Below are 23,905 nucleotides of genomic sequence, written 5' to 3'. Positions count from 1 at the left end.
CCGGCGTCCCGGACCGTCTCACGGCCGGCCCGACCGCGCCGGGTCCAGCAGCCAGGCCAACAGCGCCTTCTGGGCGTGCAGCCGGTTCTCGGCCTCGTCCCAGACCGCGCTGGCCGGCCCGTCGAGCACCTCGTCGGTGATCTCGTCGCCCCGGTGGGCCGGCAGACAGTGCAGAACGATCGCCCGCTCGTTCGCGTGGGCGAGCAGCTCCGCGTTGACCTGGAACGGCCGGAACGGCGCCGCCCGGTCGAGCCCGTCGGCCTCCTGGCCCATCGAGACCCAGGTGTCGGTGACGACCACGTCGGCCCCCTCGACCGCGGCCCGTGGGTCGGCGACCACCTCGGCGGACCCGCCGGTCATCGCGCCGTGCGCCTTCGCGTCCCGCAGCACGTCCGGGTCCGGGGTGAAGCCCGCGGGCGCCCCGATCCGCACGTGCATGCCGGCGAGCGCGCCGCCCAGCAGCAGCGAGTGGGCCATGTTGTTGGCGCCGTCGCCGAGGTAGGCCAGCGTGAGCCCGGCCGTGCGGCCGAACCGCTCCCGGATCGTCTGCAGGTCGGCGAGGACCTGGCAGGGGTGGAACTCGTCCGTGAGCGCGTTGACCACCGGCACCCGCGCCGCGGATGCCATCGCCTCGAGCCGGGCCTGGCCGGCGGTCCGCCAGACCACGCAGTCGACGAACCGGGACAGCACCCGGGAGGTGTCCTCGATCGTCTCGCCCCGCCCGAGCTGGCTGCTGCCGGCGTCGAGGATCACGGGCTGTCCGCCGAGCTGGGTGATCCCCACCTCGAACGACACCCGGGTCCGGGTCGACGACTTGTCGAACAGCACCGCCACCGGCCGCGGGCCGACCAGGGGCAGGTGGGCGAAGCGGTCCGCCTTCATCTCCGCGGCCAGTGCCAGCACCTCGGCCTGCTCCTCGGGCGACAGGTCGTCGTCCCGCAGGAAGTGCCGGGGCCTTCTCTTCCCGGCGTCGCGCGCCGGGCCCCCCACGTGGGTCATCACACGCTCCCACCGGACGCGTCGAGGATGCCGGGCAGATCGTTCAGGAAGCCCTGCGCCTGCTCCTCGGTGAGGACCAGCGGCGGCGCGAGCCGCACGCGGGTGGGCACCGCGTTGTTGACCAGGTAGCCCTGGTCACGCCCCTTGGCCGCCACCGCGGCGGACACGGGCTGGTTCAGCCCGATGCCGATGTGCAGCCCGGCGCCGGAGACGTCCGTGACCAGCGGGTGGCCGAGCGCCTCGATCCCGGCGCGGATCTCCTTGCCCAGCCGGTCGACGTGCTCGAGCAGCCCGTCGTTGTCGATCGTGCTGAGCACGGCCAGGGCCGCGGCGCAGCTCACCGGGTTGCCGCCGAAGGTGGTGCCGTGCTGGCCGGGCTCGAGCAGGGACGCGGCCGCGCCGATCCCGATGCAGGCTCCGATGGGCAGCCCGCCGCCCAGGCCCTTGGCCAGGGTGACGACGTCGGGCACCACGCCCGTGGCCCGGTGCGCGAACCAGGCCCCCGTGCGGCCGATCCCGGTCTGGACCTCGTCGAGCACCAGGAGGGCGCCCTTCCGGGCAGTGATCTCGCGGGCCGCCGCGAGGTAGCCCTCCGGCGGCACGATCACACCGGCCTCGCCGAGGATCGGCTCGAGGAACACCGCCGCCGTCTCCTCGGTGACGGCGGCGTCGAGGGCCGCGACGTCGCCGAACGGGATGTGCACGACGCCAGGGGGCATCGGCTCGAACGGCTGCCGCTTGGCCGGTTGGCCGGTGAGCGCGAGCGCGCCCATGGTGCGGCCGTGGAAGGCGTTCTCGCAGGCCACGATCTGCGGCCGCCCGGTGCGTCGGGCGATCTTGAACGCCGCCTCGTTGGCCTCGGCGCCAGAGTTGCAGAACAGCACCCGCGCGCTCTCCTGCCCGAGCAGCCCCAGGAGCTTCTCGGCGAGCTGCAGCGGCGGCTCGGTGATGTAGAGGTTCGAGGTGTGCCCCAGGGTGGAGATCTGCCGGGTCACCGCCTCGACGACGGCGGGGTGCGCGTGTCCGAGCGAGTTCACCGCGATCCCGCCGAGCAGGTCGAGGTAGCGGTTGCCCTCGGCGTCCCACACGACCGCGCCCTCGCCGCGCACCAGGGTGAGTGGCGGCGTGCCGTAGTTGTTCATGAGCGCGTGCTGCCAGCGCTCGGTGTGGCTGGTCATCCCGGCACCACCATCGTTCCCACTCCCTCGCTGGTGAACACCTCGAGCAGCACCGAGTGCGGCACCCGCCCGTCGATCACGTGTGCCTGCGGGACCCCGCCACGCACCGCCCGCAGGCAGGCCTCCATCTTCGGCGCCATCCCGCTCTCCAGCTCCGGGAGCATCGGCTCCAGCTCGGCGGCGGTCAGCGCGGAGATGATGGACTCCGGGTCGGGGTAGTCCGCGTACAGGCCCTCGACGTCCGTGAGCACCACGATCTTCGCCGCGCCGAGGGCGGCCGCCAGCGCGGCGGCCGCGCTGTCGGCGTTGATGTTGTAGACCTGCCCGTCGACGCCCGGGGCGACGCCCGCGACGACGGGGATCCGGCCGGCCTTCACGATGTCGAGCACCGCGGCCGGGTTGACCTCGACGACGTCGCCGACCAGGCCGATGTCCACGGCCTCGCCGCCCACGAGCGCGGTGCGCCTCTCCGCTGTGAACAGGCCCGCGTCCTCGCCGGAGAGCCCGACGGCGTACGGCCCGTGCTGGTTGATCAGCCCGACGAGCTCACGGCCCACCTGCCCGACGAGCACCATCCGCACGACGTCGATCGTCTCGGGGGTGGTCACGCGCAGTCCGCCGCGGAACTCGCCGGGCAGTCCGAGCCGCTTGAGCATCGCGCTGATCTGCGGGCCGCCGCCGTGCACGACGACGGGGTGGATGCCGGCGAGCCGCAGGAACACCATGTCCTGCGCGAACGCCTGCTTGAGCTCCTCGTCGACCATGGCGTTGCCGCCGTACTTGACCACCACGACCTGCCCGTGGAAGCGCTGCAGCCAGGGCAGGGCCTCGGCCAGGACCCCGGCCTTCTCCCCGGCCCGCTTCAACCGGCCCGGGATCTCAGGAGGAGTAGGCACTGTTCTCCTCGACGTAGGCGTGCGACAGGTCGGTGGTGAGGATCTCGGCCTCGCCGGACCCGAGCCCGAGGGACACCTCGACGAGGACGTCCTCGCCGGACAGGTCGGCCAGCGCGCGGTCCTCGGCCGCCACGCCGCCCCGGCAGAGGGTGACGCCGTTGATCGTGACGTCGAGCTTCTCGGGGTCCAGGTCGGCGTCGGCGTACCCGGCCGCCGCGGCGACCCGCCCCCAGTTGGGGTCCGAGCCGAAAAGGGCGGTCTTCACCAGCGAGTCCCGCGCGACGGTCCGGGCGATCACCACGGCGTCGTCCTCGCTCGCGGCGCCGGTGACCCGCACCGCGATCCGCTTGGTGACGCCCTCCGCGTCGGCCTGCATCTGCCGGGCGAGGTCCTTGGCGACCTGGCTCATCGCCGCGGTGAGCTCCTGCTCGGAGGGCGTGACACCCGAGGCGCCGGAGGCCAGGACGATCACGGTGTCGTTGGTGGACATCGAGCCGTCGACGTCCAGTCGGTCGAAGCTGACCCGGACGGCGGCCCGCAGTGCGCGGTCCAGCGTCGCGTCGTCGACCACCGCGTCCGTGGTCAGCACGGCGAGCATCGTGGCCATCGACGGCGCGATCATCCCGGCGCCCTTCGTGAGCCCGCCGACGCTCCACCCCTCGCCGGTGGCGACGGCCTGCTTGGCCACGGTGTCGGTGGTCATGATCGCGGTCGCCGCGGCGAGCCCGGCCTCAAGCGTCGTGTCCAGCGCCGCCGCGGCCTTCTCGACGCCGGCCAGCACCGTGTCCCGGGGCAGCTGGGCGCCGATCAGGCCGGTGGAGCAGACGGCGACGTCGATCGCGCCGCACTGCAGCACCTCGGCCGCCTTCTCCGCCGTGGCGTGCGCGGTCCGGAAGCCCTCCGGACCCGTGCAGGCGTTGGCCCCGCCGGAGTTGAGCACGACGGCCTTCAGCGTCCCGGTGGTCATGACCTGCTGGGACCAGAGGACCGGGGCGGCCTTGACCTTGTTGCGGGTGAAGACGGCCGCAGCCGTCTGCTCCGGGCCGTCGTTGACGACGAGCGCCAGGTCGGGCCTGCCGCTGGCCTTGATCCCGGCGGTGACGCCGGACGCCCGGAACCCGGCCGGTGTGGTGACCCCGCCGCTCACGGCGCCACCCCCGTGGTCGACAGGCCGGTGACCTCGGGCAGGCCCAGCGCGATGTTCATGCACTGGATCGCGCCGCCCGCGGTGCCCTTGGCCAGGTTGTCGATCGCCGCGACCACGACGAGCCGGCCCGCGTCGGCGTCGGTCGCCACCTGCAGGTGGACGGTGTTCGACCCGAGCGTGGCCTTGGTGGTGGGCCACCGGCCCTCGGGCAGCAGGTGCACGAAGGGCTCGGCCGCGTAGGCCTTGTCGTAGACCTCGCGCACGTCGGCGCCGTCGCCGGTCAGTGGCGCGGTGCAGGTGGCGAGGATGCCCCGCGGAAGGGGCGCGAGGACAGGGGTGAAGCTCACGGAGACCGGCTTACCGGAGACCCCCGACAGGTTCTGCGCGATCTCCGGCGTGTGCCGGTGCACGCCCCCCACCCCGTAGGCGGAGAGCGAGCCCATCACCTCGGCACCGAGCAGGTGCGGCTTGAGCGACCTGCCCGCGCCGGACGTCCCGGTGACCGCGGTGATCACGACCTCCGGGCCCACGATCCCGGCCGCGAGGGCCGGCGCGAGGGCGAGGGAGGAGACCGTCGGGAAGCAGCCGGGCACGGCGACCCGGGTGGTGCCGCGCAGCGCGTCCCGCGCGCCTGGCAGCTCGGGCAGGCCGTACGGCCAGTGCCCGGCGTGCTCGCCGCCGTACCAGCGGTCCCACGCGTCGGCGTCCTGCAGGCGGTGGTCCGCACCGCAGTCGATCACCAGCGTCGGCCCGCCGAGCTGCGCCGCGATCTCCGCCGACTTGCCGTGCGGCAGCGCGAGGAAGACGACGTCGTGCCCGCCGAGCACCTCCGCCGTACTCTCCTCGAGCACGCGGTCGGCCAACGGCAGCAGGTGCGACTGGAACTCACCCAGTCGTCGACCCGCGTTGCCGCCCGCCGTCAGCGCACCGATCTCGACCTCGGGGTGCTGCAGGAGGAGCCGCAACAGCTCGCCCCCGGCGTACCCACTGGCTCCCGCCACCGCGATCCGTACCACGCGCAAGATTATGCACTGCCGTGAAATCTCATGCAAAGGCATTCCCGTCACGCCCCCGGAGGGATGGCGCCCGCCCTTAGGCTGACGTCGTGACCACCCTGGCCGACACGCTGCGCGCCGGGCTCGCCGCGGCCGCGGACCCGGAGGCCGCGCCCGTCATGCAGGCGTACATGAAGTCGGACATGCCGTTCCGCGGGGTCCCGCAGCCGGTCCGGGCGCGGATCCTGCGCGAGGGTGTGCAGGCCGTGCCGCCGCCGACGCCCGGCGCGCTGGCCGCCACCGTCGACGCGCTCTGGGACGGCGCGGAGTTCCGCGAGGAGCGCTACCTGGCCACCGCCCTGGCGGGCTACCGCGGCTACGCCCGCTGGCCCGACGCGGACTGGCTCCCGCGCTACCGGCACTGGGTGGTCACCGGCGCCTGGTGGGACCACGTCGACGAGATCGCCTCGCGCCTGGTCGGTCCCGTGCTGCGCGCGGATCCCGTGCGCGTCACGCCGGTGATCCGGCACTGGGCCACCGACCCGGACCCGTGGCTGCGCCGGACGGCCATCGTCTGCCAGCTGCAGTCCAAGGGCGACACGGACGTCGACCTGCTCGCCGACGCCATCGAGGCGAGCCTCAAGGACGAGGGCTTCTTCCTGCGCAAGGGGATCGGCTGGGCGCTGCGCCAGCACGCCCGCACCGACCCGCTGTGGGTGCGCGAGTTCGTCGACACCCACCCCGGGCTCTCGCCGCTGTCCCGCAAGGAGGCTCTGAAGCACCTCTAGACCCTGCGGGTCACAGGGTGTAGGTGCTGCCCGCGCTGGGGGCGATCCAGGCGTCGGGCAGGGCGGCGGCCAGGGCGTGCTGGGCCCGCCAGCCCGTGCAGTGCCCGGGGACCAGCACGGCCGGGGCGGCCTCGCGCAGCGCCGCCACGGTCGGCGGGATGATCGGCTCGAAGTGCGGACCGCCGAGGTGCAGCCCACCGACCAGCGCGTACAGCTCCGGGACCCCGGTCAGCCGCTGCGCGTGTCGGACGATGTTGACGGCGCCGGCGTGCCCGCAGCCGGTGAGCACCACCAGCCCCTTGTCCCGCACGTGCACCACGAGGGCCTGGTCGTCGACCACGGCGGCGTCGTGCTCCCAGGACGACCCGGTCCACGCCTGGTGCGCCGGGGGCATGCCCCGCTCGAACTCGGTGGTCCGGTCCACCTCCCCGGTGATCAGCACCGCGCCGTCGAGCAGCACCGACGGGACCCGCCGCTCGACGAGCTCGAACCCCTCCCCCACGAGCGCCCGGGGGCTGAGCGTCGGCAGCTCCCGGGTGTCGCCGCCGGGCACCGCGAGCCGGCGCCGGGTCCACGCCGCGGGGTGCAGGACCATCGGCAGCGCGCGGGTGCCCCTCCGGCCGGCGAGCCCGGCCAGCCCGCCGGCGTGGTCGGGGTGCCCGTGGCTGAGCACGATCCCCTGGACAGCGCCGAGGTCCGCGCCGACCCGGCCGGCGTTGACCACCAGGGCGTCGGGCGAGAGGCCGGCGTCGAACAGCAGCGAGGTGGTGGCGGTGCCGCGCCGCACCGTGACCAGCGCGGCGAACCCGTGCTCGGCCATCAGCCCGACGTCGGCGGCACCGCCCACGAACTGCGCCGCAGTGGCCCGGCCTGCGCCGAACCCGACCCGGGAGACGCGCTCGTCGCCGGTGAGCAGGGCGTCGAACACGTTCTCCACCAGCGTGGTGATCCGCACCTCGTCGACCGGTTCGAGGGGGATCGGGTCGACCGCGGGGCCCTCGGCGGGCCGGGGCACGCCCTGCGCGACCTCCGCGGGGCTTGCGTGGCCGTCACACATGGGCGCACCGTAACGCCGCTCACGCTCTGCCGAACAGCCACGCACACGACCGGAGTCACGGCACGCCCGCTTCGGGGAGGCGACGATGACCGACGGCACGACCGCAGGCCCCGCCCGGAATCTCCCGGCCCTCGCACCCCTGGCCAACGGGGTGCGCATCCTGGTCCGGCGCACCCCGTTCACCAGCACCGTCGTCGTCGTGATGATCGTCGCCGGGTTCGCCACCGGCGCGTTCTGGCGGTCCGCCGTCAGCCAGGCCTGGTACCCGTGGATCGCCTACGGCGTGCCGTCGCTCGAGACCGGGCGCTGGTGGACCTTGCTGAGCGGGTCCTTCCTCGCCGTCGTCCCGCCGTTCTACCTCGCGATGACCGGCAGCTTCGCGCTCTTCGTCGGCTGGGCCGAGTGGCGGCTGGGCACCGGGCTCGCCGCGCTCACCGCCGTCGCCGGGCAGCTGGTGGGCATCCTCTCCGCGCTCGGCTTCCTGCTCCTGGTGCGCGGCAGCGGCTGGCCCTGGGCGGACGCCACGAGCCGGCTGCTCGACGTCGGGTTCTCGGCCGGCGCGCTCGCCGCGCTCGCCGTGACCAGCGCGACGCTGCGTCCGCCGTGGCGGCTGCGGCTGCGGCTGGCCCTGGCGCTCTACGTGATCGCCTCGGCGGTCTATCTGGGCTCACTGGCCGACCTGGAACACCTCGTCTCGGTGCTGATCGCGCTGGCGGTCGGCCCGCGGCTGGTCCGCGGCCGGGCGGTGCCGGCGGGCCGCCCGAGCCGCCGGGAGTGGCGGCTGCTCGCGGTGTTCGTGCTGATCCTGCAGGCGGCAGGGGCGGTGCTGAGCTTCCTGCTGCCCAACGACGGCCCGCTCGGCCCGACCGGCGACCCGGAGTCGGACTGGATCGACCTCGCGATCACGGTCGTCGTGGTCGCCCTGCTGGTCAACGGCCTGCGCAAGGGCCGGCGCGTGGCCTGGCGGTGGGCCGTCGGCCTCGCAGTGTTCAACGTGCTCCTCGGCCTGCTGGTCGCCGTGGGGTTCGTCGTGGCGGCGCACGTCGAGGGCGCCACCGTGGAACTCGCGCAGCCGGGCATCTTCGTGGCCGACCGGCTCGCCTGGGCGGTGCTGCTCGTGCTGCTGCTGGCGGGGCGGCGGGCGTGGCGGGTGCCGTCGCGGCGGGCCCGGCGGGCGGTCGGCGGCGTCACCGACCGCGAGACGGCGGTCGCGCTGCTCCGGCGGCACGGCGGCGGCACCGTGTCGTGGATGGCCACCTGGCCGGACAACGAGTGGTTCGTGACCGCCGACGGCGAGTCGTGCGTGGCCTTCCAACGGCACGCCGGGGTGGCGATCGGCCTCGGCGACCCGATCGGGCCGGAGCCGCTCGCCGCCCTGGGTGAGTTCGGCGTGCGCAGCGAGACGGCCGGGCTCATCCCCTGTCTCTTCTCCGCATCCGACCGCACCGCCCGCGCGGCCCGGGAGGCCGGCTGGTTCAGCGCGCAGGTCGCCGAGGACACGCTCGTCGACCTGCCCGACCTGGAGTTCCGCGGCAAGGCCTGGCAGGACGTGCGGTCGGCGCTGAACAAGGCCGGCAAACAGGGGATCACCCACCGACTGGTCCGGCTGGCCGACGAACGGCACGCCGTCGTCGACCAGGTGCGGGAGCTCTCCGAGCAGTGGGTCGGCGGCAAGGGCCTCCCGGAGATGGGGTTCACCCTCGGCGGCGTCGACGAGGCGCTGGACCCGAACGTCCGGGTCGGGCTGGCGGTCGACGGCGAGGGTCTGGTGCACGGCGTGACCTCGTGGCTGCCGATGTACGCCGCGGGCGGCACGGTGCGGGGCTGGACGCTCGACGTCATGCGGCGCCGGGAGGGCGGGTTCCGGCCGGTCGTCGAGTTCCTCATCGCCTCGGCCTGCCTCGCGTTCCGCGAGGAGGGGGCGGCGGTCGTGTCGCTCTCGGGCGCCCCGCTGGCACGCACCGACGCCTCCGGTGACACGGCGGTGCTCGACCGGCTCCTCGACACCCTCGGGGCGCAGTTGGAACCGCTGTACGGCTTCCGCTCGCTGCACGCCTTCAAGGCGAAGTTCCAGCCGCGGTACGAGCCGATGCACCTGGTCTTCCGCGACGAGGCGGACCTCCCGCGACTGGGTGTGGCGCTCACCCGCGCCTACCTGCCGGACACCTCGACCCGCGAGCTCCTCCGCCTCGCCCGGGCGTAGGGCACCCGCCCGGCCCGTGCCTGCTCCCCTGCCGATCGGCGGAGTCGTGAACCGTTCCCGCCGGGGGAACTGATCGCTAGAGTCCCCGCATGGCCGAGGCGTCCGCCCAGGAGTCCGAGGACGAGTTCGCTCCGACCGAACGCGGCGCGGCCGAGCGCCTCGCGTTCTTCTCCGACGCGGTCGTGGCGATCGCGATCACCCTGCTCGCGATCGACCTGCAGGTGCCGCAGGGCGACACGGCCGCCCAGCTCGTGGCCGCGGTCGCGGCCCACCGCGGCGAGTACCTGGCCTTCCTCATCAGCTTCGCCGTGATCGCCCGGCACTGGATCAGCCACCACGGGGTGTTCCGGTACGTCGGGCGCGCCACGCTCCCGCTGATCTGGCTGAACATGCTGTGGCTGCTGGTGATCGTGCTCACGCCGTTCTTCACGAAGTTCATCTCCGAGGAGCACCTCGACTTCGCGCGCTTCGCCGTGTACGCCCTCGCCGAGACGCTGCAGGTCAGCACGTTCGCCGCCATCCTCGCGGTGCTCACCCGCACCCGCGGGTACATCCCCGGGACGCCGCGGCAGCTCGTCCGCTACGGCTGGGTGCCGGCGGCGGTCACCGGGTTCGCCTTCCTGGTGTCCGTTCCGCTGTTCCCGCTGCTCGGCGCCTGGTCGTTCGCCGTCTGGGGGCTCGTGCCGTTCGTCGGGGACCGCATCACGAACGCGATGGGCATCACGGGCAAGGACGGGATCTGAGCCGGGACGACCGCGCGCGGACCGGGGCCGGCCGACGCCGAGGCGTCACCGCAGGACGGCCCCGACGCGCTCGGCCGCGAGGGCGACGGCGGCGTCGCGGGCCGCGTTCGCCTCCTCGTTGGTGAGCGTGCGGTCCGACGCTCGGAACCGGAGGGCGTAGGCGAGCGAACGGTTGCCCTCGCCGACCTGCGCACCGGTGTAGACGTCGAACAGCCGGACCTCCTCGAGCAGCTCCCCGCCACCCTCGGTGAGGGCCGCGGCGACCTCGGCCGCCGGGACGGCCTCGTCCGTGACCAGGGCGACGTCCACCGAGACCGGCGGGTACGGCGAGACGCGCGGGGCCGGGCGGGCGTCCTGCAGCGGGATCGCGTCGAGGTCCAGCTCCATCGCGCAGGTCCGCGGCGGCAGCCCCAGCGCCTCGACGACCTTCGGGTGCAGCTCACCGGCGTGCCCGACGACCCACTCCCCCACCCGCAGCGCGGCGCACCGGCCCGGGTGCCACGGCGCCAGCTCGGCCTTGGTCACCCGCAGCGTCACGCCGGCGGCCGCGCCGACGAGCCGGCCCGCGCCGATCGCGTCCTGCCAGCCCGCCGTGCGCCCGGAACCCCACCAGCCGCGCGGCTCGCGGTCCCCGGCCAGCACGACGCCGACGTGCACGGGCTGCGCGGGCAACGCCGCCTTGATCATCGCGATCTCGGAGTCGCTCGGGCGCCGGTCGACGCCCGGGTCCGGCATCGGCACCGGGTTGCGGTGCGGCAGCACGACCTGGGACACCGTGTAGAGCGCGAGGTCGTCGAACCCGCGGGCCTTGTTGCGCACCAGGGTCTCGAACAGACCCGGCAGCAGCGTGGTCGCGAGCCGGTCGCGATCGGCGTCGAGAGGGTTGGCGACCGTGACGGCCCGCCGCCGGACGTCGTCCTCGGGCAGGCCCAGCGCGTCCCACACCGCGTCGCCGACGAACGGGAAGGGCTCCACCTCGACGTGTCCGGCCTCGGCCAGTGCGCGGGACACGGCCCGCTTGCGCAGCTGGGCGGGGGTGAGCCCGCGCCCGGCCGGCGCCGGCGGCAGGGTCGACGGGATCGTCTCGTAGCCCTCGAGCCGCAGGACCTCCTCGACCAGCGCCGCGGGCAGGTCGAGGTCCGGCCGCCACGACGGCGGCGTGGCGACCACCAGCGTGGTCGACCCGGCCTTGCCGTCCCCGCTCGTCTCCAGCTCGACCGCGCAGCCGACCTGGGCGAGCCGCGCGACCGTCGCCCCCCGCGCGTAGGTCACGCCGGCGGTGCGGTCCGGCAGGTCCAGCGCCATCCGGACCGGCGGGAGCACCGGCACGGCGCCCACGTCGGTGCGGCCCGGCTCGATCCGGCCGCCGCCGTGCTCCACCAGCAGGTTCGCGACCGCCTCGGCCGCGATCGGCGGGAGCTGCGGGTCGACGGACCGCTCGAAGCGCTTCGAGGCCTCGCTGGGCAGCTTGTGCCGGCGGGCGGCGCGCGCGATCACGGTCGGCGCGAAGTGCGCGGCCTCGATCACGACGTCGACCGAGCCCGTCTTGTCCAGCGGGATCTCGGTGGACGCCCCGCCCATCACGCCGGCGAGGCCGATGGCGCCGGAGTCGTCCGCGATGACCAGGTCCTCCGGGTCGAGGGTGCGCTCGACGTCGTCGAGCGTGCGGAGCTTCTCCCCCGCCTCGGCCCGGCGCACCACGATGTCACCCTGCAGCCGGGTCGCGTCGTAGGCGTGGATCGGCTGGCCCAGGTCGAGCATGACGAAGTTGGTGACGTCGACGGTCAGCGAGATCGGCCGCATCCCGGCGGCGAGCAGCCGGCGCTGCATCCACCACGGGGTGGGCGCGCTCGCGTCGACGCCGGTGACCCGCCGGGTGACGAACCGCGGGCACGCGGCCTCGTCGGCGACGCGGATCGGCCAGGCCGGGCCCTCCGCCTCGGGGACCCGCACGCGTCGGGCCGGGTCGGTGTAGTCCTCCCCGAGCGACGCCGCGAGCTCGCGCGCGATCCCGCGCACGGCGAAGCAGTAGCCCCGGTCCGGGGTGATGGCCAGCTCGACGACCGGGTCGTCGACACCCAGGAGCGGCAGCGCGTCGGTGCCCGGCTCGGCGGTGCCGGGCGGCAGCACGAGGATGCCCGAGTGGTCGGCGCCGAGGCCGAGCTCCTTGGCCGAGCAGATCATCCCGTTCGAGGTCCGGCCGTAGGTCGTGCGCGCCGAGATCGGGAACGGGCCGGGCAGGACCGCGCCGGGCTGCGCGACCACCACGAGGTCGCCCTCCCCGAAGTTCCGCGCGCCGCAGACGATCCCGCGCGTGCCGTCGCCCAGGTCGACCTGGCAGTACCGGATCGGCTTCTTGAACTCGGTGAGCTCCTCGATCTCCAGGACGCGCCCGACGGTCAGCGGGCCGGTGAGCTCCGGGGCCCCGTGGATCTCCTCGAGCTCCAGGCCGACGCGCACGAAGGCCTCGCCGACCGCCGCGGCGTCGGCGGGGACCTCGGCGACGTGGTCGCGCAGCCAGGACAGGGGGACTCGCACCGAATACTCCTCAGATACCGAACGCGCGGCTGAACCGGACGTCGCCCTCGACCATGTCCCGCATGTCGGGCAGGCCGTTGCGGAACTGCAGGGTGCGCTCCAGGCCCATGCCGAACGCGAAGCCGGAGTAGACCTCCGGGTCGACACCGCAGGCGCGCAGGACGTTGGGGTTGACCATGCCGCAGCCGCCCCACTCGACCCAGCCGGCGCCGCCCCGCTTCTCCGGGAACCACACGTCCACCTCGGCGGACGGCTCGGTGAAGGGGAAGAAGCTCGGCCGCAGGCGAGTGGTCGACTCCTCGCCGAACATGGCGCGGGCGAACGCGTCGAGCGTGCCCTTGAGGTGCGCCATGGTGATGCCCTTGTCCACCGCCAGGCCCTCGACCTGGTGGAAGACGGGGGTGTGGGTGGCGTCGAGCTCGTCCGTGCGGAAGGTCCGGCCCGGGCAGACCACGTACACCGGCAGCTCGCGCTCCAGCAGGGCGCGGACCTGCACCGGGGAGGTGTGCGTGCGCAGCACCGTGCCCTGGTCCGAGCCCAGGTAGAACGTGTCCTGCATGGTGCGCGCCGGGTGGTCCTTGCCGAAGTTCAGCGCGTCGAAGTTCAGCCAGGAGGACTCCACCTCGGGGCCCTCGGCGACCTCGTAGCCCATCGCGACGAACACGTCCGCGATCCGCTCGGCGATCTGCGTGATCGGGTGCCGGGCGCCGCGGGGGCGCCGGTCCCAGGGCAGGGTGACGTCGACGGACTCCTCGGCCAGCACCCGCGCGTCCCGCTCGGCGAGGAGCACCTCGCGGCGGGAGTCGAACGCGGCCTGGACCTCCTGGCGGGCGGCGTTGACGCGCTTGCCGGCGTCGGCCCGCTCGGGGCCGGGCAGGCTGCCGAGGGAGCGGCGGGCCAGCAGCACCGGGGCCTTGTCGCCGAGGTGCGCGGGCTTGGCCGCGGCCAGGGCGTCGAGGTCACCGGCGCCGTCGAACGCCTCGACCGCGGCCTTGACGGCGGCGTCGAGCGACGCGGCGTCGAGCAGGTTCTCGGTCATCGGGTTCCCTCATGCACGGTCGGTGATCCTAGAGCGCCGGTGTGCGGCGCTCGCGTACAGGCAGACCGCCGCGGCGGTCGCGAGGTTGAGGCTCTCGGCACGGCCGTAGAGCGGCACCCGGACCCGGTGGTCGGCCGCGTCCAGGACGGTCTCCGGGACACCGTGTGCCTCGCCACCGAATATCCATGCCACCCGGCCGCCCAGGACCTCAGTGGCCTCCGGGGCGTGCAGGTCGAGCTCGCCGTGGCCGTCGGCGGCCAGCAGGGTCAACCCGGCGGCGCGGCAGGCCTCGAGCAGGCGGGGGGTGTCCCGGTCCCGCGCGACGGGCAGGTGGAAGACACTGCCGGTGGAGGCGCGGACCGCCTTGCCGTTGTGCGGGTCGACGCTGTCGCCGGCCAGGAGCACGGCGTCGGCGCCCGCCGCGTCGGCGGCGCGCAGGACGGTACCGGCGTTGCCGGGTTCGGAGACGCCGGCCAGGACGGCGACGAGCTGCGGGGAGTCCGTGAGCGCCGCGGCGACCGGGACGTCGATCAGGTCGCAGACGGCGACGAGGCCCTGCGGGGTGACCGTGTCGGAGAGGACCTCGGCGACCCGGTCGCTCACCACGGTCACCGGGATGCCCCGGCCCTCGGCGATCCCGACGATGCCGGCGTTGCGCTCGATCGCGAGCGGGGTCGCGAAGAGCTCGTGCACCCGGACCTCGGCGGTCACGGCCTCGCGCACGGCCTGGGCGCCCTCGACGAGGAAGCGCCCGGCCTTCTCACGACCCGCGCGCCGCAGCAGCTTGCGGGCTGCCACGACGCGCGGGGTGCGTTCCGTTCCGAGCATGTGCTCGGTCAGGCGACGCTCTCGTTCTGCGACGCCTGGGCCGGGACGTTGGCCTTGGCCAGCTCGACCAGGGCGGCGAACGCGTTCGGGTCGCTGATCGCGAGCTCCGACAGGTTCTTGCGGTCCACCTCGACGCCCGCGGCCTTGAGGCCCTGGACGAAGCGGTTGTAGGTCATGCCGTTGGCGCGGGCCGCGGCGTTGATCCGGGTGATCCACAGCTGCCGGAAGTCGCCCTTCTTGGCGCGACGGTCCCGGTAGGCGTAGGTCATCGAGTGGAGCTGCTGCTCCTTGGCCTTGCGGTAGAGCCGCGACCGCTGACCGCGGTAGCCGGCGGACGCCTCGAGGATCGTCCGGCGCTTCTTCTGGGCGTTCACCGCGCGCTTCACGCGTGCCATGGGTCTGTCCTGTCTCTCGGGTGGCCGGCCCCGGGGGCTGGGCGGGCCGGTTCAGCGGGTGGGTGCGGTGACGCTCAGCGGCCGAGCAGCTTCTTGACGCGCTTGACGTCGGCCTTGTTCACCGGGACGACGCCGGACAGGTCCCGGGTCTCCTTGCTCGACTTGACCTCGAGGCGGTGGCGCAGGCCGGTCTGCTGGCGCAGGAGCTTGCCGCTGCCGGTCACCTTGACCCGCTTGGCCGTTCCCTTGTGCGTCTTGTTCTTGGGCATGGCTGATCCGTTCGGTGTCGCGGTGCGCCCGGGGACGCACCGTGGGGGACCTCCCGGCCGGGACCGGGAGGTTCGTGCCGCTTGCTTCAGACTCAGGCCTGGGGCTCGGCCTCGGCGGCGGCGGCCTGCTGGGCCGCCGGACGCTTGGCCGGCTTCTTGGTCGGAGCGAGCACCATCGTCATGTTGCGGCCGTCCTGCTTCGGGGCGGCCTCGACGGTCCCGAGCTCCTGCACGTCCTCGGCGAGCCGCTGCAGCAGCCGGTAGCCCAGCTCGGGCCGGCTCTGCTCACGACCGCGGAACATGATGGTGACCTTGACCTTGTTGCCACCCTCGAGGAAGCGCACGACGTTGCGCTTCTTGGTCTCGTAGTCGTGGGTGTCGATCTTCGGCCGGAGCTTCTGCTCCTTGATCACCGTGAGCTGCTGGTTCCGCCGGGACTCCCGGGCCTTCTGCGCGCTCTCGTACTTGAACTTGCCGTAGTCCATGAGCTTGCAGACGGGCGGGCGGGCCTGGGCCGCGACCTCGACGAGGTCGAGCTCGGCCTCCTGCGCCAGCCGCAGGGCGTCCTCGATACGCACGATGCCGACCTGCTCGCCGTTCGGGCCGACGAGTCGGACCTCGGGAACGCGGATGCGGTCGTTGATGCGTGTCTCTGTGCTGATGGGGTCTCCTCGTTGTGCCGTCATGTCCTGCGACGACAAGCAAAGACCCGTCGATCAGAGCAGCCCGCGCGAACGCGGACCGCCGACCGGGACCCGGACACCTTCGAGCGGTGAGCGGGTGGGAGCGGGGCTCCACTTGATCGCCCTGACGCGCGGTTCAACGCGCGACGGGGTGGTCGCATTCCGCAGGGTACACGGCCCCCCACTCCCCCGTCACCGAGGGGGCGGGGCGCGGGTTGCGGTGCATCAGCCGCCTGGGAGCGGCTCCTGCACCACGGTTCGGACCGGGCGCGGTTCCCGGTGCCGGGTCCGCACGTACCCGCGACGGTACCGGCCTCGTCCGGCGATGCTGCGGACATGCAGCTACGTCGGGTCCTCGAGCGCCAGGCCGGAGTCGTCTCGCTGACCCAGGCCGTCGCATGCGGACTGTCGCCGGACGTCCCGCAGCGGCGTGCCGCGGCCGGCGAGTGGACCCGGCTGCACCCCGCCGTCTACCTCGTGGGTGGCCACCGGCTCACCGACGCCGCGCGGGTCCGGGGCGCGCAGTTGTGGGCCGGTGACCGGGCCGTGGTGTCGGGCGAGGCAGCGGCGTGGTGCCACGGGATGCTGCCGCGCGCGCCCGCGGTCGTCGGGGTCACCGTGCCGCGCACCCTTCATCCGCGGGCACCTGCCGGCATCCGCGTCCGGCGGCGCGACCTCGACCCGGCCGACGTCGCCGTGGTCGGCGGGCTACCGCTCACCGGCAGGACACTCACCGTCCGGGAGACCGCGGCGACCCTTCACGAGGGCTCGGTGTTCCTGGACCGGGCGCTGCAGAAGCACGTTCGGTTCGAGGATCTGGTCGACTGTTTCGACCGCAATCGGGGGGCACGCGGCTGGCCCGCCGTGCGACTACTCCTCGACGCCGCGGCCGACGGCGCCGAGTCCGCGGCCGAGCGACTGCTGATCGGACTGCTGGAGAGCGCCGGTGTTCGCGACTGGACGCTCGGCCTGCAGGTGGGCCCGTGGACCGTGGACGTCGCCTTTCCCCGGGCCCGCATCGCCATCGAGGTCGACGGATGGGCCTGGCATCAGGACGTCGAGCGGTTCCGGGCGGACCGGCGGAAGCAGAACGCACTGGTCACCGCCGGCTGGATCCCGCTCCGCTTCACCTGGCACGACCTGAACAACCGCCCGGCCGCGGTACTGGCGCAGATCCGTGCCGCGCTCGCGGCGGCGGCATGAGGCGAGTTGCGGTGCAGGAGCCGCTGAGGAGCGGTCACCGCACCGCAACCGACGGTCAGGGGGTCTGGAGCTTGCCCTGCCGGGCGGCGCGGCGCTCGAACCAGACGGTCATGAGCGGCGGGATGCTGGAGAACAGCGCGAGGACCAGGGTGCCGGCGCTCCAGCGGAGGCGGCGCGCGGCGAGGAGCGCGACGATCACGTACAGCACGAACAGGGCGCCGTGGATCGGGCCGAAGATCTTCACGCCGATCTGGTCGTGCACCACCACGTACTTGAAGAACATGCCGATCAGCAGGCCGACCCAGGAGCAGGCCTCGGCGATGGCGACGGCGCGGAAGAGCCGGCCGATCCCGGTGACGGCGGTGCCCGCGGCGGTACCCGCAGCGGTGGTGTCGGTGCTCGTGCTCATCGGGCTCCCAGTCTGGATGTCCGGATCGGCGGTTCACCGTCCATGGTGCCGCATCGACACCCCGGAACTTCTACGGGGTGTCGAACTCCACGTCCGCCGATGAGTTCGGGACACGGCCGCGGTCCTCCCTGCAGACCGACCGCCGGAGGAACCGTGACCGCCGAGACCGCAAGCACCGTCCACATGCTCGACCTGGGCCCCGCCGCGCGCCGGGTGGCCGCGCTGCTCCCGGCGATCCGCGCCGAGCAGCTCGCCGACCCCACGCCGTGCCCGGACTTCACCGTGGCCGCCCTGCTCGACCACCTCATGGGCCTGACGGCCGCGTTCACCGACGCCGCACACAAGACCCCGGCGGGCGGTGGCGCACCCGTCCCGTCGGCCGCGCACCTCGACCCCGAGTGGCGCACCGAGCTGCCGGACCGGCTGGCCGCGCTGGTCACCGCGTGGCGCGAGCCCGCGGCGTGGGAGGGCGAGACCGAGGCGGGCGGCGTCGTGCTGCCGGCTCAGGTGCACGGCGTCGTCGCGCTCAACGAGATCGTGGTGCACGGGTGGGACCTCGCCCGCGCGACCCGGCAGCGCTTCTCCGTCGACGCCGCGAGCGCGGCCGCCTGCCTGGAGTTCTGCTCCTCGTTCGCCCAGGGCGAGGCGGTCGACGGCCTGTTCGGGCCGGCCGTGCCCGTCGGCGAGGGCGCCCCGGTCTTCCACCGGGTGCTGGGGTACGCCGGCCGCGACCCCCGCTGGTCCCCGAACCGGTAGCCGCGGGCCGGCGGCGACAATGCCGCCGTGCACCATCTGCAGACCCTCAGCGTCCACGCGGGCAACGACGTGGACCCCGGTACCGGCGCCATCCGCCGCCCGGTCGTCATGGCGAACTCCTACGCGCTGCCGGACGACCCCTCGGCGCTGAGCTGGTCGGACTTCGGCACGCCCCTCTACACCCGCAACGGCGGCGCCAACCAGGGCTGGCTCGAGGAGAAGCTGGCCCTGCTCGAGACGGCCGGCGAGCGCGGCGACGTCGACGCCGTCGCCCTGGCCAGCGGGGTCGCGGCCCTGCACGCGGTGTTCTTCACGTTCCTGCGCAGCGGGGACCACGTGGTGTCGTCGGACGTCACGTACGTGGCCGTCTACCGGCTGCTCACCGAGCTGCTGCCGGAGAAGTACGGGATCACCGCGACCCTGGTCGACTCGTCGGACCCGGAGGCGGTCCGGGCCGCGATGCGCCCCGAGACGCGGCTCGTGCACGTCGAGACCCCGGCCAACCCGACGACGCGGATCACCGACGTCGAGGCCGTCGCGCGGATCGCCCACGAGGCGGGCGCCCTGCTCAGCGTCGACGCGACCTTCGCCACGCCGGTCCTGCAACGGCCGATCGCACTCGGTGCCGACCTCGTCGTCCACTCCCTCACCAAGTACCTCAACGGCCACGGCGACGCGATGGGCGGCGCGGTGATCGGCGACCGCGCGCTGACCGACCGGATCCGGGCCGACGCGATGGTCAACGTCGGCGGCGCGATCAGCCCGTTCAACGCCTGGCTGATCATGCGCGGCACGGTGACCCTGCCCCTGCGGATGCGCCAGCACTGCGAGAGCGCGCAGGCGGTCGCGGAGTTCCTGCAGGCGGATCCGCGGGTGGCCTACGTCGCCTATCCCGGGCTGCCGGACCACCCGCAGCACGAGCTCGCCGCCCGCACGATGAGCGGCTTCGGCGGGATGCTCGCCTTCGCGGTGCGAGGCGACGCCGATGCCCAGAACCGCTTCGTCGCGAACCTGCGGGTGATCACGTCCGCGGTCTCGCTCGGGCACGACGAGTCGCTGATCGTGCACGTCTCGGGCGACGACGAGCGTGCCGGCGCCTACCCGGAGGAGTTCCGGCGGTGGGGCCACCTGCGCTTCTCGGTCGGGCTCGAGGACCCGCGGGACCTGGCGGCCGACCTCGACCGGGCCCTGACGGCGACCCTCGGCTCCCGCTGACCCCTCCCCCGCGAGTCGGCGGTCCGAGGTCTCCGAATCCCACATCCCGGGAGTTCCGACATGTGGGGTTCGGTCGCCCGGAACTGCCGACTCGCGGAAGCTCAGGACGCGACTCGCGGAAGCCCAGAACGCGACTCGCGGAAGCTCAGGGCGCGACCCGCGGGTCAGTTGCCGTTGTCGCCCCCGTTGTCGCCCCCGTTGTCCCCGCCACCGCCGCCGTTCCCGCCGCCCCCGTTGCCGCCGTTGCCTCCACCGCCGCCGTTGTCGCCGCCGTTCCCGCGCCCGCCGTTGCCGCCGCCGTTGTTCCCGCCGTTGTTCCTGCCGTTGTCGCCGCCCCGGTCGCCGTTGCCGCCGGTGTCGTTCGTGGCGTTCTCGCCCTGGCCCTGGTCGGGGGCGGGCGGGGCGGCGACCTGGACCGACGGGATGGTGCCGGTGAGGTACCCGGGGTCGGTGGGCGGCAGCGGGACCACCGGCTGGCCGGCGAGGATGTCGCCGAAGGCCCGGTAGAAGGTGCGTGCCGGGGCCTTGCCGCCGTAGATGTTGCCGCCGGAGCAGCTGCGCGGCGGGCTGCCGTCGCAGATCGGCCGGGGCGCGTTGGAGTCGTCGAACACGATCGCGGCCCCGGCGAGCTGCGGCGTCGCCCCCACGAACGCGGCGGACTTGTACTCCTCCGTCGTCCCGGTCTTCGCCGCGATGGGCCTGTTCCACCCCATCTGCCCGGCGGCGGCGGCGGAGGTGCCGCCCGCGGCGTCGTCCTTCGACAGGCCCGTCATCAGGGTGTCGGCGATCGCGGGGTCGAGCGCCTGCCGGCAGGCCTCCTGTGTGACCGACACCGACGCACCCGTCCGGTCCGTGACGGACTGCAGCGGCGAGGGCGGGCACCAGGTGCCGTGGCTGGCCAGCGTGGCCTGCACGTTCGCGAGCTCCAGCGCGCTGGTCGGTGTGGCGCCCAGGGTGAACGACGCCTGGTTCTGCTGCTTCATGACATCCGCGATCGAGGGCGTCCCCGGCTTGCCGCTGTAGGGCGTCTCGGCCAGCGACGTGAGCCCCAGCCGGACCGCCATGTCCACCACCGGCGGGATCCCGGTGCTCTCCTCGAGCTTCACGAACGCGGTGTTCGGCGACTGGGCCAACGCGTCCTGCAGCGTCAGGGCCGTGCGGTAGTTGCCGGCGTTGCCCACGGGGATCGGCCGCCCGGCGCCGTTCTTGTAGATGGGCGAGACGTATCCACTGGGCGGCACCGCGATCACCGTGTCGATCCCGATGAGGTGCTGCTCCATGGCCGTGGCCGCCGTGAAGATCTTGTAGACCGATCCCGCGCCCATGTTCTCGGGCTCGTAGGGCAGCCCGTAGCTCGACTGCCCCGGCTTGTTGCCGAAGGTGCGGTTGGCCGCCACCGCGACGACCTGGTGCGCGTCGGCGCCCGGCCGGACCACGGCCATGACGTCGGCGACGTGCGGCTGCGTCGGCGGCACCTGCCCGTCGATCGCCGCCTTGGTCTTGGCCAGGGCGTCGGGATCGAGGGTGGTCCGGATCGTGTAGCCGCCGCCGGCGAGCTTGTCGGTCGGGAAGCCGGACCGTTTGAGGTAGGCGAGCACGTAGTCGCAGAAGTAGCCCGCGTCGCCCGCGCCCATGCACCCCTCGGCCGGGATCCTCGGGTCCGACACGACGCCGAGCGGTGCGGTCGCGGCCTGGGAGGCCTGCCCCTGGCTGATCGCGCCCTGCTGGCGCAACGCCTCGATGACGACGTTGCGCCGGCCCGTGGCGCCGTCGGGGTGCGCGATCGGGTCGTACTCGGCCGGGCTCTGCACCATGCCGGCCAGCAGCGCGGCCTGCGGGACGGTCAGGGCCGAGGCGTCGACGCCGAAGTAGGCCTTCGCCGCGGCCTGCACCCCGTAGGCGCCGTGCCCGAAGTAGACGACGTTGAGGTAGCGGGTGAGGATCTCGTCCTTGGACAGCTCGTGGTCGAGGCTGACCGCGAGCTCGGCCTCCTTGAGCTTGCGCGCGTAGCTGGGCGCGACCGCGGCCCGGCGCTCGGCGTCGGTCTGCGCGGCGACGTAGAGGTCGTAGTTCTTGACGTACTGCTCGGTGAGGGTCGACGCGCCCTGCGTGGCCCCGCCGTTGGAGTTGTTGACCAGGGCGCGGGCGGCGCCGATCGGGTCGAACCCGCCGTGCTCGTAGAAGCGCCGGTCCTCGATGGCGACGATGGCCGCCTTCATGGCCGGCGAGATCCGGTTGCTCTCGACCGGGACGCGGTACTGGTGGTACAGCGAGGCGACGGTCTTCCCCGTCGAGTCCTGGACCGTGGTCACCGCGGGCAGCACGCCCGCCTTCAGATCCGCGTTCGTGCCCACCGCGGAATCGCTCACGGCGCCCGCGAGGAGGCCGATTCCGCCGGCGAACGGGAACAGCATTCCGGCGACCAGGACCCCGGCCACCACGACCAGCACCGCCAGCCGCCGCACACCCCACGCGACACCCACGGCTGCAGTGTCTATCAGCAGCGACCGTCGCCCGCCGGTGAGCCCACGCCCAGATCGAACCGCCCCTTCCGGACGATCATCCGCAATTGGTACGCAATTCCCGCGGCTCACCGGAAATTGCCCACCCCGACTGTGGAGTGCGATTCCGGCTGGGCGCACACTGGGCGTGTCGCACGACGTGGAGGGACGCGATGGGTGAGCTGAGCGCCTGGCACTGGCTGATCGTCATCGGGGTGTTCGTCCTCTTGTTCGGGGCGCGCAAGCTGCCCGAGGCGGCCCGCGGACTCGGCCGGTCCGCTCGCATCCTCAAGGCCGAGCTGCGGGCGGAGGACGCCGCCCCCGCTCCGGTCGCACCGGCGACGCCCGCGGAACCGGCGGCCCCCGCCGCGAAGGCCCCGGAGCCGACCCCCGCCCCGGAAGCCGCCCACGCCCCGGAGGCCACCCGCCCGAACGGGACGTGACGAGCCCCGCCCGACGGTCGGTCGACACGGCCCCGGCGGCGACCTAGCGTCATCCGGGTGAAGGTCAGGATCGGGATCGGGTCGCTGCCCACGCCGGCGACCGGGATCGGCGGGTTCGCGGAGCTGGTCGACGAGCTGGAGGCTCGCGGGATCGACTCCGTCTGGCTGCCCGACCTGGTCGGCACCGACTCCGTCGACGCGCTGACGGGCATGGCGTTCGCCGCGGGTCGCACGCGTTCGCTCAAGGTCGGCACCGGCGTGCTCGTCCTGCCGGGCCGCAACCCCGCGCTCGTCGCCGCGCAGTTGGCGTCGCTCGCGGCGTTGGCGCCGAAGCGGATCCTGCCCGCGTTCGGTGTCCGTCCCGCCCGGCCGCGGGAGCGCCAGCTCTACCCCGTGCCCGACGGGAAGCGGGCCGCCGTGTTCGAGGAGGCGCTCGTCGTCGTCCGGCGGCTGCTGGGCGAGGAGCGGGTCACCCACCACGGCGAGTTCTTCCACCTCGACGACGCGACGATCGGCCCGCGCCCACCGGGCCGGCTCGACCTCTGGCTCGGCGGCCGCGCCCCGGTCGGGCTGGACCGGATCGGGCGGCTCGCCGACGGCTGGCTCGGCAGCTTCGTCACCCCGGCCGAGGCCGCGGAGTGCCGGGGGACGATCGAGCGGGCCGCCGCGGCGGCGGGCCGGGAGATCGAGGAGGACCACTACGGCACCAACCTCGCCGTGGTCCCGCCGGAGGCGACGCCCGAGCAGGTCGACGCGGCGCTCGCCGTGTCGCTGGACCGGCGGCCGGACGTCGACCCCCGGAAGATCGTGGCGCACGGCTGGGCCGAGGCGCGCGACCGGATCCGGGAGTACGTCGAGGCCGGGCTGACCAAGTTCGTGGTGCGCCCCGCGACCCCCGTCACCGCGTGGCGGGGCTTCCTCGACCAGTTCGACCAGGAGCTGCGGTCCCTCGAGACACGAGCGCCCGGACGGTGACGCCGCGACATGAACAGCGGGCCCCGGTGTGGCAGGGTTCGGACACGTGAGCGTTCGACGGGTCCGTGATCGGGACGAGGCGGGCCGCGCCCGCAACGCGCGCCCGCGGGACGCCGCCGGGCGGCCCCTCCCCTACGGCACCCCGGGCGTCCCGCAGGTGCCGGACGATCTCGACCTGACCCCCGAGGAGACCGTCACCGAGGCACAGCGGCTGCTCGACGAGGGGCTGCCCTTCCAGGCGCACGAGGTCCTGGAGGCGGCGTGGAAGTCGTCCGGGCCCGAGACCCGCGACCTGTGGCGGGCGCTCGCCCAGTACGGCGCCGGACTCACCCACGCCCAGCGCGGCAACGCCCGCGGCGCCGTCTCCCTGCTCGAGCGGGCGTCCGACGGCATCGCCCGCTGGGTCGGCGACCCGCCCGCGGGTCTCGATCTGCGTGGTCTGCAGGAGCACGGGTTCGCCCTCGCCGGGCGGATCGAGCGGGCGGGCAGCACGGACGGCGTCACGCCCGAGGACCTGCGCCCGCTACTGCGGGGCTGATCGGGGGCCGCGCGGGACCGCTGCGGGGCGGGACCGATGCGGGGCGGACCGATGCGGGGCGGGACCGATGCGGGATCGGATGCGGGATCGGTCAGGCCGCGACCTCG

At 74.0% G+C, this 23,905-nt stretch carries 23 protein-coding genes; 9 read left to right on the top strand and 14 right to left on the bottom strand.

Features of this window, described 5'->3' with window-relative positions; translation table 11 throughout:
• Positions 1-18: 18 nt before the first annotated feature.
• From argF to argC, 5 genes are read right to left on the bottom strand one after another with little or no spacing between them, the layout of a single operon-like run.
• Positions 19-999, bottom strand: coding sequence for an ornithine carbamoyltransferase (gene argF / locus LWC33_RS31065; RefSeq protein WP_233308269.1), 981 nt, complete (start codon positions 997-999; stop codon positions 19-21).
• Complete coding sequence (locus LWC33_RS31060) at positions 999-2,177, bottom strand: acetylornithine transaminase (RefSeq protein ID WP_233308268.1); 1,179 nt, start codon at positions 2,175-2,177, stop codon at positions 999-1,001. Before LWC33_RS31060 ends, argF begins: the two co-directional genes overlap by 1 nt.
• Positions 2,174-3,073 (bottom strand): acetylglutamate kinase, encoded by a 900-nt coding sequence (argB, locus tag LWC33_RS31055; RefSeq protein ID WP_233308267.1) that lies wholly within the window; start codon positions 3,071-3,073, stop codon positions 2,174-2,176. Before argB ends, LWC33_RS31060 begins: the two co-directional genes overlap by 4 nt.
• Positions 3,057-4,220 (bottom strand): bifunctional glutamate N-acetyltransferase/amino-acid acetyltransferase ArgJ, encoded by a 1,164-nt coding sequence (argJ, locus tag LWC33_RS31050; protein WP_233308266.1) that lies wholly within the window; start codon positions 4,218-4,220, stop codon positions 3,057-3,059. Before argJ ends, argB begins: the two co-directional genes overlap by 17 nt.
• A complete protein-coding gene (gene argC, locus LWC33_RS31045; RefSeq protein ID WP_372476731.1) occupies positions 4,217-5,236 on the bottom strand; it encodes an N-acetyl-gamma-glutamyl-phosphate reductase in 1,020 nt (339 codons plus the stop codon). Before argC ends, argJ begins: the two co-directional genes overlap by 4 nt.
• An 89-nt stretch (positions 5,237-5,325) precedes the next feature.
• Between argC and LWC33_RS31040 the strand changes: the two genes are divergently transcribed.
• Positions 5,326-6,003 carry a DNA alkylation repair protein gene (locus LWC33_RS31040; protein ID WP_233308264.1) on the top strand — a complete coding sequence of 226 codons (678 nt, stop codon included), beginning with the start codon at positions 5,326-5,328 and terminating at the stop codon, positions 6,001-6,003.
• 10 nt (positions 6,004-6,013) lie between these two features.
• Here LWC33_RS31040 and LWC33_RS31035 read toward each other — a convergent pair whose 3' ends face one another.
• The gene (locus tag LWC33_RS31035) at positions 6,014-7,060 is read right to left on the bottom strand and encodes an MBL fold metallo-hydrolase (RefSeq protein WP_233308263.1); all 1,047 of its coding nucleotides are present in this window, start codon (positions 7,058-7,060) and stop codon (positions 6,014-6,016) included.
• Positions 7,061-7,145: 85 nt separating this feature from the next.
• Here LWC33_RS31035 and LWC33_RS31030 point away from each other — a divergent pair, with 85 nt between their 5' ends.
• Entirely contained in the window at positions 7,146-9,263 is a 2,118-nt protein-coding gene (locus tag LWC33_RS31030) for a bifunctional lysylphosphatidylglycerol flippase/synthetase MprF (RefSeq protein WP_233308262.1), read from the top strand.
• A gap of 89 nt (positions 9,264-9,352) precedes the next feature.
• Positions 9,353-10,006: a TMEM175 family protein gene (locus LWC33_RS31025; protein WP_233308261.1), complete on the top strand. Its 654-nt coding sequence runs from the start codon at positions 9,353-9,355 to the stop codon at positions 10,004-10,006.
• A 45-nt stretch (positions 10,007-10,051) separates the two neighbouring features.
• Here the strand turns inward: LWC33_RS31025 and pheT are convergent, their stop codons facing one another.
• From pheT to infC, 6 genes are all read right to left on the bottom strand, one after another.
• Complete coding sequence (pheT, locus tag LWC33_RS31020) at positions 10,052-12,544, bottom strand: phenylalanine--tRNA ligase subunit beta (protein ID WP_233308260.1); 2,493 nt, start codon at positions 12,542-12,544, stop codon at positions 10,052-10,054.
• A gap of 10 nt (positions 12,545-12,554) precedes the next feature.
• Positions 12,555-13,583, bottom strand: coding sequence for a phenylalanine--tRNA ligase subunit alpha (pheS, locus tag LWC33_RS31015; protein ID WP_233308259.1), 1,029 nt, complete (start codon positions 13,581-13,583; stop codon positions 12,555-12,557).
• A gap of 9 nt (positions 13,584-13,592) precedes the next feature.
• Positions 13,593-14,411: a TrmH family RNA methyltransferase gene (locus tag LWC33_RS31010; protein WP_233308258.1), complete on the bottom strand. Its 819-nt coding sequence runs from the start codon at positions 14,409-14,411 to the stop codon at positions 13,593-13,595.
• A gap of 8 nt (positions 14,412-14,419) precedes the next feature.
• On the bottom strand, positions 14,420-14,806 hold the full coding sequence (gene rplT, locus LWC33_RS31005; RefSeq protein ID WP_233308257.1) for a 50S ribosomal protein L20: 387 nt from the start codon (positions 14,804-14,806) through the stop codon (positions 14,420-14,422).
• A gap of 74 nt (positions 14,807-14,880) precedes the next feature.
• Positions 14,881-15,075 carry a 50S ribosomal protein L35 gene (gene rpmI, locus LWC33_RS31000; protein ID WP_037051975.1) on the bottom strand — a complete coding sequence of 65 codons (195 nt, stop codon included), beginning with the start codon at positions 15,073-15,075 and terminating at the stop codon, positions 14,881-14,883.
• A gap of 92 nt (positions 15,076-15,167) precedes the next feature.
• Complete coding sequence (gene infC, locus LWC33_RS30995; RefSeq protein ID WP_233308256.1) at positions 15,168-15,761, bottom strand: translation initiation factor IF-3; 594 nt, start codon at positions 15,759-15,761, stop codon at positions 15,168-15,170.
• Positions 15,762-16,094: 333 nt separating this feature from the next.
• Between infC and LWC33_RS30990 the strand changes: the two genes are divergently transcribed.
• On the top strand, positions 16,095-16,961 hold the full coding sequence (locus LWC33_RS30990) for a DUF559 domain-containing protein (protein ID WP_233308255.1): 867 nt from the start codon (positions 16,095-16,097) through the stop codon (positions 16,959-16,961).
• A gap of 55 nt (positions 16,962-17,016) precedes the next feature.
• On the opposite strand, the gene LWC33_RS30985 is transcribed toward LWC33_RS30990, so the two are convergent.
• Entirely contained in the window at positions 17,017-17,370 is a 354-nt protein-coding gene (locus tag LWC33_RS30985; RefSeq protein WP_233308254.1) for a DUF3817 domain-containing protein, read from the bottom strand.
• Positions 17,371-17,523: 153 nt separating this feature from the next.
• Here LWC33_RS30985 and LWC33_RS30980 point away from each other — a divergent pair, with 153 nt between their 5' ends.
• Together LWC33_RS30980 and LWC33_RS30975 are read left to right on the top strand one after the other, a co-directional pair.
• Positions 17,524-18,126 carry a TIGR03086 family metal-binding protein gene (locus tag LWC33_RS30980; RefSeq protein WP_233308253.1) on the top strand — a complete coding sequence of 201 codons (603 nt, stop codon included), beginning with the start codon at positions 17,524-17,526 and terminating at the stop codon, positions 18,124-18,126.
• 27 nt (positions 18,127-18,153) lie between these two features.
• The gene (locus LWC33_RS30975; protein ID WP_233308252.1) at positions 18,154-19,341 is read left to right on the top strand and encodes a trans-sulfuration enzyme family protein; all 1,188 of its coding nucleotides are present in this window, start codon (positions 18,154-18,156) and stop codon (positions 19,339-19,341) included.
• 164 nt (positions 19,342-19,505) lie between these two features.
• Here the strand turns inward: LWC33_RS30975 and LWC33_RS30970 are convergent, their stop codons facing one another.
• A complete protein-coding gene (locus LWC33_RS30970) occupies positions 19,506-21,824 on the bottom strand; it encodes a transglycosylase domain-containing protein (protein WP_233308251.1) in 2,319 nt (772 codons plus the stop codon).
• A 191-nt stretch (positions 21,825-22,015) separates the two neighbouring features.
• Between LWC33_RS30970 and tatA the strand changes: the two genes are divergently transcribed.
• The 3 genes from tatA to LWC33_RS30955 are packed head-to-tail and all read left to right on the top strand — an operon-like array spanning position 22,016 to position 23,798.
• On the top strand, positions 22,016-22,285 hold the full coding sequence (tatA, locus tag LWC33_RS30965; protein ID WP_233308250.1) for a Sec-independent protein translocase subunit TatA: 270 nt from the start codon (positions 22,016-22,018) through the stop codon (positions 22,283-22,285).
• A 57-nt stretch (positions 22,286-22,342) separates the two neighbouring features.
• A complete protein-coding gene (locus LWC33_RS30960; protein ID WP_233308249.1) occupies positions 22,343-23,260 on the top strand; it encodes a TIGR03854 family LLM class F420-dependent oxidoreductase in 918 nt (305 codons plus the stop codon).
• A gap of 46 nt (positions 23,261-23,306) precedes the next feature.
• Entirely contained in the window at positions 23,307-23,798 is a 492-nt protein-coding gene (locus LWC33_RS30955) for a DUF309 domain-containing protein (protein WP_233308248.1), read from the top strand.
• Positions 23,799-23,905 lie beyond the last annotated feature (107 nt).

Origin of the sequence: Pseudonocardia terrae (assembly GCF_021343995.1) — a bacterium.
GTDB classification, from domain to species: domain Bacteria; phylum Actinomycetota; class Actinomycetes; order Mycobacteriales; family Pseudonocardiaceae; genus Pseudonocardia; species Pseudonocardia terrae.
Note: the sequence above shows the minus strand (reverse complement) of the source record. Positions and strands in the feature narration are given on the sequence as shown.

Coding starts and splice junctions, on each gene's coding strand:
- argF (WP_233308269.1), bottom strand. CDS start 999: ATGACCCACGTGGGGGGCCCGGCGCGCGACGCCGGGAAGAGAAGGCCC.
- LWC33_RS31060 (WP_233308268.1), bottom strand. CDS start 2,177: ATGACCAGCCACACCGAGCGCTGGCAGCACGCGCTCATGAACAACTAC.
- LWC33_RS31035 (WP_233308263.1), bottom strand. CDS start 7,060: ATGTGTGACGGCCACGCAAGCCCCGCGGAGGTCGCGCAGGGCGTGCCC.
- LWC33_RS31030 (WP_233308262.1), top strand. CDS start 7,146: ATGACCGACGGCACGACCGCAGGCCCCGCCCGGAATCTCCCGGCCCTC.
- LWC33_RS31025 (WP_233308261.1), top strand. CDS start 9,353: ATGGCCGAGGCGTCCGCCCAGGAGTCCGAGGACGAGTTCGCTCCGACC.
- pheS (WP_233308259.1), bottom strand. CDS start 13,583: ATGACCGAGAACCTGCTCGACGCCGCGTCGCTCGACGCCGCCGTCAAG.
- LWC33_RS31010 (WP_233308258.1), bottom strand. CDS start 14,411: ATGCTCGGAACGGAACGCACCCCGCGCGTCGTGGCAGCCCGCAAGCTG.
- rplT (WP_233308257.1), bottom strand. CDS start 14,806: ATGGCACGCGTGAAGCGCGCGGTGAACGCCCAGAAGAAGCGCCGGACG.
- rpmI (WP_037051975.1), bottom strand. CDS start 15,075: ATGCCCAAGAACAAGACGCACAAGGGAACGGCCAAGCGGGTCAAGGTG.
- infC (WP_233308256.1), bottom strand. CDS start 15,761: ATGACGGCACAACGAGGAGACCCCATCAGCACAGAGACACGCATCAAC.
- LWC33_RS30990 (WP_233308255.1), top strand. CDS start 16,095: ATGCAGCTACGTCGGGTCCTCGAGCGCCAGGCCGGAGTCGTCTCGCTG.
- LWC33_RS30985 (WP_233308254.1), bottom strand. CDS start 17,370: ATGAGCACGAGCACCGACACCACCGCTGCGGGTACCGCCGCGGGCACC.
- tatA (WP_233308250.1), top strand. CDS start 22,016: ATGGGTGAGCTGAGCGCCTGGCACTGGCTGATCGTCATCGGGGTGTTC.